Consider the following 12,323-nt stretch of genomic DNA (forward strand, 5'->3'; position numbering starts at 1 on the left):
AGCGAACTCACAGCAATCCGAGAGAGTCTTGGGACGAGATGAACGAACGCCCCGCACTCACCCGCCCCGACGGCACCCCCGTGCGCGTCCTCGTCGTCGACGACGAACCCGACATCGCCGAGGTCGTGACCGGAGTCCTGCGCTACGAGGGCTGGGACGTCCGCACCGCTGGGACCGGCCGTGACGCCGTGCGCGAAGGACTCGACTTCCGTCCCGACGCCGTCGTCCTCGACATCATGCTCCCGGACCGCGACGGCCTGTCCGTCCTGCGCGAACTGCGCGCCGCGCAGCCGCACGTCTGTGTGCTCTTCCTCACGGCCCGCGACACCGTCGAGGACCGGGTCACCGGCATCACCGCGGGCGGCGACGACTACGTGACCAAGCCGTTCAGCCTGGAGGAACTGGTGGCCCGGCTGCGCGGCCTGCTGCGCCGCGCCGGCATGACCAGGGAACTCGCCGAGAGCGCCCAGCTCACCGTCGGTGACCTCGTGATGGACGAGGACGCGCGCGAGGTCACGCGCGGCGGCACGGGCATCGACCTGTCGCCGACCGAGTTCGAGCTCCTGCGCTGCCTGATGCGCAACCCCCGCCGCGTCCTCAGCAAGACCCAGCTCCTCGACCGCGTCTGGTCCTACGACTTCGGCGGCCAGGCCCATGTCGTCGAGCTCTACGTCTCCTATCTCCGCAAGAAGATCGACGCCGGCCGCGAACCCATGATCCACACGGTGCGCGGCGCCGGGTACGTCCTGAAGCCGGCCGCCCGATGAGCCGGCCGCGCCCGCGCATCCCCCACACCCTGCGCGCCCGCCTCACCGCCGGGCTCGTCGCGCTGCTCGCCATCAGCTGCGCGGCCGTCGGTGTGGCCGCCGTGGTGGAGCTGCGCGGCTTCCTCACCGGGCGCCTCGACCAGCAGCTCCACGACGCCGGGAGCGCCCTGCCGGAGAGCCTCGAACACAGCGGCCGCGGGCCCGACGACCACGACGGCGACGAGCACGCCGACACCCGCCGCCAGGCCACCGGAACCCTCGGCGCCCGGCTGGTCGGCCCCACCGTCACCAACGCCGCCGTCATCAGGGCGGGCGCCGTGTCCGACGGCGCCGCCGACCTGAGCGTGCGCCTGACCGACGTCGACCGCAGGACCCTCGCCGCCGTGCCGGTCGATGGGCAGGGGCACACGATCCGGCTGTCGTCCCTGGACCACTACCGGGTCGAGGCCCGGGAGGGGAAGGACGGCGACGTCCTCCTCACGGGCCTGCCGCTGGAGCCCGTCGAAGCCACCGTGCACCGCCTCGAACTCGTCGCGGCGGGCGTCTTCGGGATCGCGCTCGCCGCCACGGGCGTCGCCGGCGCCCTCTGGGTGCGCTGGTCCCTGCGCCCGCTGAGCCGGGTCGCCGCCACGGCCACCCGCGTCAGCGAACTGTCGCTCGCGAGCGGCGCGGTGGTCCTGCCCCCGCGCGCTCCCGAGTCCGACCCGCGCAGCGAGGTCGGACAGGTGGCGTCCGCCTTCAACCGCATGCTCGGCCACGTCGAGGACGCGCTCACCCGCCGGCACGCCTCCGAGGAACGCCTGCGCAGCTTCTCCGCCGACGCCAGCCACGAGCTGCGCACCCCCGTCGCCTCCATCCGCGGCCACGCGGAACTCGCCCTCCTGCACCGGGGCCCCGTACCCACCGAGGTCCGCCATGCACTGGAGCGCATCGCCGCGGAGTCCGGACGGATGGGCGAGGTGGTCGAGGACCTGCTCCTCCTCGCCCGCCTGGACGCGGGCCGGCCCCTGGAACGCGAGCCGGTCGACCTCACGCGCCTCGTGCTCGACGCGGTCACCGACGCCCGGGCGGCGGGCCCGGACCACCGCTGGGCCATGGAGCTCCCGGAGGAACCGGTCACCGTCACGGGCGACGCGCACCGCCTCCACCAGGCCGTCGCCAACCTCCTGGCCAACGCCCGCCTGCACACCCCGCCCGGCACCCGGGTCACCGCCCGCATCGACGCCGACGAGCTCGGGGTGTCGCTGTCGGTACGGGACGACGGCCCCGGCGTCCCGGAGGAGATCCGCGACGGGATCTTCGAACGCTTCACCCACGGCGACCGGCCCCGGCCGGCCGGGGCGGGCGGCGGCACCGGACTCGGCCTCGCCATCGTCACGGCGGTCGCGGAGGCACACGGCGGCACCGCGACGCTGCGCAGCGAGCCGGGCGAGACCGTGTTCACGGTCCACTTTCCGACGGCGCCGCCTCAGTAACGCGTGATCGCGGTCGCGCCGCTCGCCGTTCCGATCGCGATGTGCGGCCGCCGGCCGGGCTCGGCCCAGCGCAGGATGCGACGCATCGCGTCCGCCGGGACCGACACGCACCCGGCCGTCGCCCCGCGCCCGTTCACATGAAGGAAGATCCCCGCGCCGCGCCCGCGCACCGGCCGGTCGTAGTTGTAGGCGATGACGAAGGCGTGCCCGTACTGGGTCGCGTACGCCACGAGGTGCTCGGACTCGGCGGCGCGGCAGTCGGCCGGACGCGGCTCGGTCCAGCGGTTGTAGGACCGCGAGTCGTTGTCCTGGCACCACCAGGAGTCCTGGTGCACGCGCCGGTAGGCGGCGGTCGTGCCGGCCGGCGCGGGTTCGGTCCCGAAGGCGTAGGGCAGGCCGTACAGACCCGTGGGTGTCGTGTACGTGCCCTGCTTGCGCGAGCCGCCGTCGGCGAGGCCCTTCGCGCCGAACCGCGCCGCCGCCGAACCCGCCGCGACCCACCGGCCGCCGCGTCGGTCCCACCAGGTGACGGTGCCGGTGGTGGAGCCCGTGCCGGCGGCCTGCGCGGTGACGAGCTGGGAGCCGCCGCCCGTGTCGGCCATCCGCTCGGGCAGGGGCGCGGGCCCGCCGGGCGGTGCCGCGCCCAGGGTCAGGACGGCGATCGCCGCGGCCAGGGACGCGATGGTGACGGATCGTGAGTGCATGTGTCAGACGGTAGTCGGAGGCAACGGGAGCGGCAGCCCCGGAAGTCCGTCGATGCTGTGCTCGATGTGTTCCTTCTTCTTGAAGTACTCGCTCAGGGAGGCGTCGTCCTCGCGTGCGAACCGCCTCCCGTGCAGGTCGCGGTCCGCGTCGTACGACATGAAGGGCACCGCGTATCCGCAGCTGTCGCGGATGAGCTCGGCGGTCACGACGACGATGGCGCGCAGTCCGTGGAGGCTGGGGTCGATATCGGGGAAGTGTTCGAGCAGGTCCTTGAACCGTGGGTCGTCACGGAAGACGGGTTCTCCGTGGCCGTGCACCCGGACGATGTTCGGAGGGCCCTGGAAGGCGCACCACATGAGGGTGATGCGGCCGTTCTCGCGCAGGTGCGCGATGGTCTCGGCGGTGCTGCCGGCGAAGTCGAGATAGGCGACGGTCCGCTCGTCGAGCACGGCGAAGGATCCCGTCAGTCCTTTGGGTGAGAGGTTCACCGTGCCGTCCTCGGCGAGGGGTGCGGTCGCGGTGAAGAACATCGGCTGCTCCTCGATGAAGGTGCGGAGCCTGCCGTCTATGCGTTCGTAGGTCTTTCCCATGGTTCTGGATTATCGGCCCGGGATCGTTCGCCTGTCTAAGGATTTCGCGCGCGTTTCGGTCCGCGGAGGGGTCGATTGACGAATCATGCAGTCGAATGCATACTCATGCATGACGTCATCGACGTCTTCGCCCCGTCCTCGAAGAGCGCGGCGAAGCGCGACCTCGCCTGATACCCGTTACGGGAAGGGGCGGGACGGGGAAGAGAAAACCCGCCCCGCGTCACCGCACATCTAGGAGCAACCGTGAGCAGCAACACCGGCGATGTCCGCCTCTGGGGCGGCCGGTTCGCCGACGGCCCCGCCGAGGCCCTGGCGAAACTCTCCGCCTCGGTCCACTTCGACTGGCGCCTGGCGCCGTACGACATCGCCGGCTCCCGCGCCCACGCGCGCGTGCTGCACAAGGCGGGCCTGCTCACCGAGGACGAGCTGACCCGCATGCTCGCGGGCCTCGACCAGCTCGAAGCGGATGTGGCGGACGGCTCGTTCGTCGGGACGATCGCCGACGAGGACGTCCACACGGCGCTGGAGCGCGGCCTGCTGGAGCGGCTCGGCGTCGACCTCGGCGGCAAGCTGCGCGCGGGCCGGTCCCGCAACGACCAGGTGGCCACGCTCTTCCGGATGTACCTGCGCGACCACGCGCGCGTCATCGGCGGCCTCGTCGCCGACCTCCAGGACGCGCTCGTCGGCCTCGCCGAGGCGCACGCCGACGTCGCCATGCCCGGCCGTACGCACCTCCAGCACGCCCAGCCGGTCCTGTTCGCGCACCACGTCCTCGCGCACGTCCAGTCCCTGTCCCGGGACGCCGAGCGGCTGCGGCAGTGGGACGAGCGCACGGCGGTCTCGCCGTACGGCTCCGGCGCCCTGGCCGGTTCGTCGCTCGGCCTCGACCCGGAGGCCGTCGCGAAGGACCTCGGCTTCGAGCACGGCTCGGCCGGCAACTCCATCGACGGCACCGCGTCGCGGGACTTCGTCGCGGAGTTCGCCTTCATCACCGCGATGATCGGCGTGAACCTCTCGCGCATCGCCGAGGAGATCATCATCTGGAACACGAAGGAGTTCTCCTTCGTGACCCTTCACGACGCCTTCTCCACCGGCTCGTCGATCATGCCGCAGAAGAAGAACCCGGACATCGCCGAGCTCGCCCGTGGCAAGTCCGGCCGTCTGATCGGCAACCTGACCGGACTCATGGCCACGCTCAAGGCCCTCCCGCTCGCGTACAACCGCGACCTTCAGGAGGACAAGGAGCCGGTCTTCGACTCCTGCGACCAGCTCGAGGTCCTGCTGCCCGCGTTCACCGGCATGATGGCCACGCTCACGGTCAACCGGGAGCGGATGGAGGAGCTCGCCCCGGCCGGCTTCTCGCTCGCCACCGACATCGCCGAATGGCTCGTCAAGCAGGGCGTGCCGTTCCGCGTCGCGCACGAGGTCGCCGGCGAGTGCGTCAAGGAGTGCGAGCAGCACGGCATCGAGCTCGACCAGCTCACGGACGAGCAGTTCGCGAAGATCTCCGAGCACCTCACGCCCGAGGTGCGCACCGTCCTCAACGTTGCGGGCGCGCTCGCCTCGCGCAACGGGCGCGGCGGCACCGCTCCTTCGGCCGTCGCGGTGCAGCTCGCCGAGGTGAAGGACGACCTCGCCGTGCAGCGCGCGTGGGCCGACGCCAAGTCCTGACCTGCCCTTTGTGTGGCCCGGCCCTTCAGGGGGCCGGGCCACACGGCGTTGTCGGTGGATGCCTCCAAAGTTTCCGGCGGTTGATCAACACCGGCTCACAACCGGTGCTCGTGACGAGTGCGTTCGGCGCGCGCGCCCACGACCGGTGGTCGATGCGATGCGCAGATCCGCGGCCGAGCGGGGCCGCGACGGGTTCGGCCGCCTCGTCCCGGCGGACGCCGACGCCGACGCCGTCGCCCGTGCCTGGCTCGCCACGGCCCGTCACCTCGACGAGGCGTCCACAGCCCTGTGCCGCGAGGCCTGGCAGACCTGACCCGCGCCCGCGCCCCTGTCGCGCCCACCCTCACCTGGTTCGCCCCCATATATCCAGCCATCTATGAGACGTCCACGCTCTGCATGAGACAAACATGTCTCACGTGGTCTATCCTCGTCTCATGTCAGTCGACCGAGACCAGGTGCTGCGCACCGCAGCCGCCCTGCTCACCCGCAAGGCCACGGCCACGATGGACGAGGTGGCCAGGGCAGCCGGTCTCAGCCGCGCCACACTGCACCGGCACTTCGCGGGCCGGGACGCACTCGTCAGGGCCCTCGAGGACTTGGGGATCCAGGAGTGCGAGGCGGCTCTCGACGCCGCCCGGCTCGACGAGGGCAGCGCCGACGACGCCGTACGCCGGCTCGTGACGGAGATCCAGCCGTGCGCCGGACTCCTCGCCTTCCTCGTCACGGAGAACCAACTCTTCGAGGGCGAGTCCCAGAACGAGGGCTGGGCCCGGCTCGACGCCCGTATCGCCGGGCTGTTCACGCGCGGCCAGGAGCGCGGCGAGTTTCGTATCGACCTGACACCCGCGTGGCTCACGGAGGCGCTCTACAGCCTGATCGGCGGGGGCGCCTGGGCCGTACAGGACGGCCGTGTGGCCGCCAAGGACTTCCAACACATGATCGTCGAGCTCCTGCTCGGCGGCGCCAGACGGAGAGTGGAACCATGACCAGCACACACCAGCGCACATTCGCGGCGGAGGTGGAGCCGAGGCCCGGACGAGGACGATGGCTCGCGCTCTCCGCCCTCGTGCTCGCGGTGCTCCTGGTCGCGGTCGACGCGACGGTGCTCGGTCTCGCGACGCCGTACATCAGCGAGGACCTGGAGCCGACCGGTACGCAGCTCCTGTGGATCGGCGACGTCTACTCGTTCGTGATCGCGGGACTCCTGGTCTCCATGGGCAGCCTCGGCGACCGCATCGGCCGTAAGAAGCTGCTGCTCACCGGCGCGGTCGCGTTCGGTGCCGTCTCGGTGCTCAACGCGTACGCGACGAGCCCCGAAATGATGATCCTGGCCCGGGCCCTGCTCGGCGTCGCGGGTGCCACCCTGATGCCCTCGACCCTCGCCCTGATCCGCAACATCTTCACCGACCCGCGCGAGCGTTCGCTCGCCGTCGGTATCTGGGGTGCGGCGGCCTCGGCGGGCGCGGCCGTGGGTCCCGTCGTCGGCGGTTTCCTGCTCGAACACTTCTGGTGGGGCTCGGTCTTCCTGATCAACCTGCCCGTGATGGCGGTCCTCGTCGTCGTCGGCGTCAAGCTGCTGCCCGAGTCGAAGAACCCGGCGGGCGGTCCGTGGGACCTGATCAGCGTCGTCCTGTCCCTCGTCGGCATGATCGGCGTCGTCTACGCGGTCAAGGAGGCCGCGTCGCACGGCCTCGGCTGGCAGGTGCTTGCGTCCGGCGTGCTCGGACTGGCCGCTCTGGCATGGTTCGTCCGACGCCAGCTCACGCTGCCCGCGCCGCTCCTCGACATGCGTCTGTTCCGCCACCGCGGATTCTCGGCCGCGGTCCTCGCCGACCTGCTCACCATCCTCGGCCTCTCGGGCCTGGTGTTCTTCCTCTCCCAGTTCCTGCAACTGGTCCAGGGGCGCGGCCCGTTCGAGGCCGGTCTCGCCGAACTGCCCGCCGCCATCGGTGCGGTGGCGGCCGGACTGGTCGCCGGCAGGGTCGCGCGCCGGTTCTCCGTGCGCTCCGTCGTCGCGGGTGGCCTCGCCGCGGTGGGCCTCGCCCTGGCCGGGCTGACCGGGCTCAGCCAGTCGACCGGCTATCCGCTGCTCGGGTCGGTGCTCCTGATCGTCGGCGTCGGCGCGGGGTTCTCGTTCACCGTCACGGCCGACGTGATCCTCTCCAACGTGCCGAAGGAGCAGGCGGGCTCGGCCTCGGCGGTCTCCGAGACGGCGTACGAACTGGGCGCGGCCCTCGGTATCGCCCTGCTCGGCTCCATCGTCACGGGCGTCTACCGGGACTTCACGGCCCCGGTCGGCACCCCGCCCGAGGTGGCGTCGGCCGCCCACGAATCCCTGGGCGGCGCGGTCGATTCCGTCTCGGCGCTGCCCGCGCACACCGCGAGCGAACTGATCTCGGCCGCGCAGAGCGCCTTCGTCGACGGGCTGCGGGCGGCCGCGGGGGTCGGCGCGGCGGTACTCCTCGCGACGGCGGTGGCGGCGTGGTTCCTGCTGCGCGGCCAGAAGCTGGAGGACGGCGTCGAACACCCGTGACGGACGCGACCGTACGGATGACGACACGGCCGTACGGATGACGCACCTTCACCGGGCGTCGAGGCGTCCGTACGTGTGACGAAGGGCCGCACCCACCGGGTGCGGCCCTTCGTCGTGTTCGAGCGCGACCCGCTCAGGCGGCCTTCGCCTTGGTCGCGTACATGTCCACGTATTCCTGGCCGGACAGGCGCATGACCTCCGCCATCACCGAGTCGGTCACGGCGCGCAGCACGTAGCGGTCGCGGCCCATGCCGTCGTAGCGGGAGAACTCCATCGGCTCGCCGAAGCGGACGGTGACGCGGCCGGGCCGCGGGAGGCCACTGCCGCCCGGCTGGAGCTTGTCCGTGCCGATCATCGCGAACGGGACGACGGGCGCGCCTGTCATCAGGGTCAGCCGGGCGATGCCGGTGCGGCCGCGGTAGAGGCGGCCGTCGGGGGAGCGGGTGCCCTCGGGGTAGATGCCGAAGACCTGGCCCTCCTCCAGGACGCGACGGCCCGTCATGAGCGCCGCGACACCGCCGTTCGCGCCGTCCCGGTCGACGGGGATCATGCCGACGCCGGTGAAGAACCACGCCATGACGCGGCCCTTGACGCCCTTGCCGGTGACGTACTCGTCCTTGCCGATGAACAGGACCTGACGGTCACACACGATCGGCAGCACGATCGAGTCGATGAAGGTCAGGTGGTTGCCCGCGAGAATGACCGGACCGGTGCCCGGGATGTTCTCGGCGCCCTCCACCCGGGGGCGGAACATCAGGCGCATGATCGGTGAGAGCACTGCCTTGATGAACGCGAAACGGGACAACGGGCCCTCCGGTGTCAAGGGGTGGCGGCCTAAGCCGTGGCTGGATGAGCTGAAGTCTGCAGGTGAGGACGATACTCGCGGCCCCCGGCCCGTTGCACATCGGGTTCACGCACTCGATACGCAGTGTTGACCCGCATTTACGCTCCGTTGGCCGTCACGCGGTGCGCAGGAGTCACCTCGCATCACCCTTCCGTTCGGTCCAAGGTCTCCCACTGGTCACTCCCGCACACCTACGATCGGTGCGCTTTGACAGGTGCAAGGCACTGATGTGGGAGGAGTGCTCAATGGGCATGCGGAAGTCACAGGAGTCCCGGGGGTCGCAGCTCGGCCGCCGTTCGGTACTGGGTGCGGCGGTGCTCGGCGCGGGCGGAGCCGTCCTGGGCGCGCCCGGCGTGGCGAGCGCCGACGAGCGCAGTGGTGGCGGACATCACGGTGGCGGTGGCTACAAGAGCCTGCCCGTGCCGACCGTCATCGCCCACCGGGGCACGAGCGGCTACCGGCCGGAGCACACCTTCGGTTCGTACCAGCTGGCCCTGGAGATGGGCGCGCACGTCATCGAGGCGGGCGACCTCGTGCCCACCAAGGACGGTCACCTCGTATGCCGTCACGAGCCGGAAATCGGCGGGACGACCGACGTCTCCGCGCACCCCGAGTTCGCCGGCCGCAAGACCACGAAGAGCCTCGACGGGGTCGCCACGACCGGTTGGTTCACCGAGGACTTCACGCTCGCCGAGCTGAAGACCCTGCGCGCCAAGGAGCGCATCCCGGCCAACCGCCAGCGCAACACCCTCTACGACGGCCGCTGGGAGATCCCCACGTTCGAAGAGGTCCTCACGTGGCGTGAGCGGCAGAGCCGCGAGCGCGGCAAGGAGGTGTGGATCCATGTCGAGACCAAGCACCCCACCTACTTCCGCAAGCTCGGCCTCGGCCTGGAGGAGCGCGTCGCCACGCTCCTGCGCAAGTACGGCGTCAACAAGAAGAACTCGCCGGTCTTCCTCCAGTCCTTCGAGCCGACCAGCATCCAGCGGCTGAACAAGCTGGTCGACAACCCGCTCGTCGTGCTCCTGTCGACCGCGAACTCGCGCCCCTGGGACTTCGTCGACGCCGGTGACCCGCGCACCGTCGCCGACCTCATCACCCCCAAGGGCCTCGACGAGATCGCCTCGTACGCCCAGGGCATCGGCCCTACGCTCGACCTCGTCATCCCCAAGGACAAGGACGGCAAGCTCCTCGCGCCCACCACGCTCGTCAAGGACGCGCACGCCGCGGGCCTGATCCTGCACCCGTACACGATGCGCAACGAGAACACCTTCCTGCCCGCCGACTTCAAGAAGGGCACCGACCCGAACGCCTACGGCGACGCGTTCGGCGCCTTCAAGACCTACCTGGCCACCGGCATCGACGGCATCTTCTCGGACAACTGCGACACGGCGCTGCTCGCCCGCGAGGACTTCCTGAAGGCCTGACCTCCGTCAGCACGCCGTCAACACAGCGCATCCCGGCCCCGGTTGGGGTGACGCGCGGCCGCCCCGGCAACCACACGCCCGGGCGGCCGCGTCCCGCCCGGCATGACGTACGACCTGGTCATCGACACCCTGCGCCCGCTCATCGCCGCCGAGGTCTCGGCGGAGGCCCACGCCGGCGCGGGCGAACCCGGCGACCTCGAACAGGCTGTCTGGCTGCGCCTGCTGGAGCGCATCGACAGCGACGGCCCGCCCGCCGACCCCGCCGCCTGGCTCACCGCCGCCGTCAGATCCGAGGCCCGCCGCACCCGCCACGCCGCGCTGCGGGAGATCCCGTACGTCACCGAGCCCGCCGACGCCTTCGAACACGGCCCGGAACAGCGGGCGCTGGCCGGCGACCGTCACCGCGCGCTGCACGCCGCCGTGCGCCGACTGCCCGGTCGCTGCCCCCGCGTCGTGGCCGCCTTCCTGTCGCCGCAGGACCTCACCTACCGCGAGATCGCAGGCGAGTTGGGTATCTCACAGGGCAGCCTCGGTCCGGAACGTTCCAGATGTCTGGGATGCCTGCGCAGAATGCTGGCAGCAGAGGTTGCGGCTCCTGAACCCTGGGGAAAGGAGCGATAGACAACCGGCGGAGCAGGTGAGCGGGAGGCATGCACACATGGGCATGAGCGTGATCATCTCTGCGGCGACCGAGCAGGACGCCGAGAAGATCCTCAAACTTCAGTACCTGTGCTACCAGAGCGAGGCCGAGCTCTACGGCGACTACTCGATCGAGCCGCTGACGGAACCGCTCGACTCGGTCAGGGCCGAACTCGCGGGCGGCACGGTCCTGGTGGCCCGGCTCGGGGAGGAAGTCGTGGCCGCGGTGCGGGGCGCCATGGACGCGGACGGCACGGCACGGATAGGCAAGCTCGTCGTGCACCCGCGCATGCAGCGCCACGGCCTGGGCGGGCGGCTGCTCGACGCCGTCGAGGCGAAGCTCGGCGCGGACGGCGCCGCCAAGCGCTTCCAGCTGTTCACCGGCCACCGCAGCGAGCACAACCTGCGTCTCTACCGGAAGCACGGCTATGCGGCCGTGTCCACGAAGCGCGTCGACGAGCGGCTCACCGTGGTGACGCTCGCCAAGGACGCGGAAGCGGGCGCCTTCGTCGCCTAGGGGCCGTCAGACCCCAGGGCTTGGAGACAAGCCCTAGGCGGCAGTCCTGCGCGCCTTGTTGAGCCAGAACATGGCAGTCACCGGGAGCAGTACCGGAATGAACAGATAGCCCATGCCGTAGTCCGACCAGACCGTGGCGTCCGGGAACGCCGACGGGTCCGCCAGCGTCCACGTCCCCACGGTCAGTACGCCCACGAGCTCGGCGGCGCAGCACACCAGCGCCGCCCTGCGGGCCTTCTCCCCACCGCGCACGAGGGAGTACGTGATGAAGCCGTACACGATGCCCGCGAGCGCCGACAGCGAGTAGGCCAGCGGCGCGTGGCCGAACTCCGTCGAGATCTGGACGGCCGAGCGCGAGACCGCGCCGACCACCATCACGCCGTACAGCCACACCAGCAGCGTGCCGGGGCCGCTGGTCAGTCTCTGCGGCTTGCTGCCGCTCTCGCTCTGTGAGGTCACGGACACCTCAGCCTCCCCAGATGTCGTAGAGCCGCACTTGCAGGACGGCCAGCACGATGCCGCCGGCCGCCACCGTCACCGAACCCCAGCGGGTGCGCTCGGCGAGCGACATGAAGCCGGCCGCCGGGATGCACGCGAACGCGCCGATCAGATAGGCCACGAAGATCGTCGTGCCCTGGTCGGGCTTCTCGCCGCGCGCCAGCTGCACGATGCCGACGATCAGCTGGACCGTGGCGAGCAGTGACACCACCGCCATACCGATGAAGTGCCAGTCCTTGGTCGGCTGGTCGCGGTAGGCGGCGAAGCCGCACCAGGCGGCGAGCGCGAGCGCGGCGACAGCGGTCGCGACCGTCAGGGCATCAAGCATGCCGAGACCCTATTACGGCCGAAAAGGCCCGCTGCGCGCGGCCCCGCCACCGTGGCGTTGGCCACAGCGCGCCCGGTGCCGGGCCGGGCGCGGACGACGGCGGGAACCACCTGCTGCCCCTGCCCGCACTGGCCGCACGGCTCACTCGGGCGGCGTCCGGGCCGGGTGTCCACCGTCCAGGGCTGTCCGCTATTCGGACAGCGGTTCGGGGATCAGGGCGCACTTCTGCTTTACTTTTCGCATGACCACGACGAGCAGCCGCACCCTTGCGACCGAGGCGACGATGACGCCCGGTGCTCGTTGTATGTGTCGAATGTGCGCCTTCTGAG

At 71.0% G+C, this 12,323-nt stretch carries 14 protein-coding genes; 9 read left to right on the forward strand and 5 right to left on the reverse strand.

The genetic code is table 11. The features are described from left to right. Positions 1 to 38: 38 nt before the first annotated feature. Entirely contained in the window at positions 39 to 767 is a 729-nt protein-coding gene (locus tag OG758_RS37380) for a response regulator transcription factor (RefSeq protein WP_326713936.1), read from the forward strand. Next, positions 764 to 2,242 carry a sensor histidine kinase gene (locus OG758_RS37385; RefSeq protein ID WP_326713937.1) on the forward strand — a complete coding sequence of 493 codons (1,479 nt, stop codon included), beginning with the start codon at positions 764 to 766 and terminating at the stop codon, positions 2,240 to 2,242. The genes OG758_RS37380 and OG758_RS37385 overlap by 4 nt, the downstream gene beginning before the upstream one ends. On the opposite strand, the gene OG758_RS37390 is transcribed toward OG758_RS37385, so the two are convergent. Together OG758_RS37390 and OG758_RS37395 are read right to left on the reverse strand one after the other, a co-directional pair. Continuing rightward, positions 2,236 to 2,946 (reverse strand): L,D-transpeptidase family protein, encoded by a 711-nt coding sequence (locus OG758_RS37390; RefSeq protein WP_326713938.1) that lies wholly within the window; start codon positions 2,944 to 2,946, stop codon positions 2,236 to 2,238. The genes OG758_RS37385 and OG758_RS37390 overlap by 7 nt on opposite strands. A 3-nt stretch (positions 2,947 to 2,949) precedes the next feature. Then, the gene (locus tag OG758_RS37395) at positions 2,950 to 3,537 is read right to left on the reverse strand and encodes a pyridoxamine 5'-phosphate oxidase family protein (protein WP_326713939.1); all 588 of its coding nucleotides are present in this window, start codon (positions 3,535 to 3,537) and stop codon (positions 2,950 to 2,952) included. Positions 3,538 to 3,780: 243 nt separating this feature from the next. On the opposite strand from OG758_RS37395, the gene argH reads away from it, so the two are divergent. The 4 genes from argH (at position 3,781) to OG758_RS37415 (ending at position 7,741) form a co-directional block, all read left to right on the forward strand. Continuing rightward, entirely contained in the window at positions 3,781 to 5,208 is a 1,428-nt protein-coding gene (gene argH / locus OG758_RS37400; protein WP_326713940.1) for an argininosuccinate lyase, read from the forward strand. Positions 5,209 to 5,365: 157 nt separating this feature from the next. Further along, a complete protein-coding gene (locus tag OG758_RS37405) occupies positions 5,366 to 5,521 on the forward strand; it encodes a hypothetical protein (protein WP_326713941.1) in 156 nt (51 codons plus the stop codon). Between the two features lie 121 nt (positions 5,522 to 5,642). Then, complete coding sequence (locus OG758_RS37410; protein ID WP_326713942.1) at positions 5,643 to 6,194, forward strand: TetR/AcrR family transcriptional regulator; 552 nt, start codon at positions 5,643 to 5,645, stop codon at positions 6,192 to 6,194. Beyond that, entirely contained in the window at positions 6,191 to 7,741 is a 1,551-nt protein-coding gene (locus OG758_RS37415; protein ID WP_326713943.1) for an MFS transporter, read from the forward strand. Before OG758_RS37410 ends, OG758_RS37415 begins: the two co-directional genes overlap by 4 nt. A 133-nt stretch (positions 7,742 to 7,874) precedes the next feature. Here the strand turns inward: OG758_RS37415 and OG758_RS37420 are convergent, their stop codons facing one another. After that, positions 7,875 to 8,546 carry a lysophospholipid acyltransferase family protein gene (locus tag OG758_RS37420; protein WP_326713944.1) on the reverse strand — a complete coding sequence of 224 codons (672 nt, stop codon included), beginning with the start codon at positions 8,544 to 8,546 and terminating at the stop codon, positions 7,875 to 7,877. A 284-nt stretch (positions 8,547 to 8,830) separates the two neighbouring features. Between OG758_RS37420 and OG758_RS37425 the strand changes: the two genes are divergently transcribed. The 3 genes from OG758_RS37425 (at position 8,831) to OG758_RS37435 (ending at position 11,168) form a co-directional block, all read left to right on the forward strand. Next, positions 8,831 to 10,012 (forward strand): glycerophosphodiester phosphodiesterase, encoded by a 1,182-nt coding sequence (locus OG758_RS37425; protein WP_326713945.1) that lies wholly within the window; start codon positions 8,831 to 8,833, stop codon positions 10,010 to 10,012. A gap of 102 nt (positions 10,013 to 10,114) precedes the next feature. Further along, entirely contained in the window at positions 10,115 to 10,633 is a 519-nt protein-coding gene (locus tag OG758_RS37430; protein ID WP_326713946.1) for an RNA polymerase sigma factor, read from the forward strand. A gap of 37 nt (positions 10,634 to 10,670) precedes the next feature. Then, positions 10,671 to 11,168, forward strand: coding sequence for a GNAT family N-acetyltransferase (locus tag OG758_RS37435; protein ID WP_326713947.1), 498 nt, complete (start codon positions 10,671 to 10,673; stop codon positions 11,166 to 11,168). A gap of 33 nt (positions 11,169 to 11,201) precedes the next feature. Here the strand turns inward: OG758_RS37435 and OG758_RS37440 are convergent, their stop codons facing one another. Beyond that, positions 11,202 to 11,633, reverse strand: a complete 432-nt coding sequence (locus OG758_RS37440) for a hypothetical protein (RefSeq protein WP_326713948.1) — start codon at positions 11,631 to 11,633, stop codon at positions 11,202 to 11,204. A gap of 1 nt (position 11,634) precedes the next feature. Next, on the reverse strand, positions 11,635 to 11,994 hold the full coding sequence (locus tag OG758_RS37445) for a hypothetical protein (RefSeq protein ID WP_266668480.1): 360 nt from the start codon (positions 11,992 to 11,994) through the stop codon (positions 11,635 to 11,637). Between the last annotated feature and the right edge of the window lie 329 nt (positions 11,995 to 12,323).

Source organism: Streptomyces sp. NBC_01474, assembly GCF_035918215.1.
GTDB lineage: Bacteria > Actinomycetota > Actinomycetes > Streptomycetales > Streptomycetaceae > Streptomyces > Streptomyces aureus.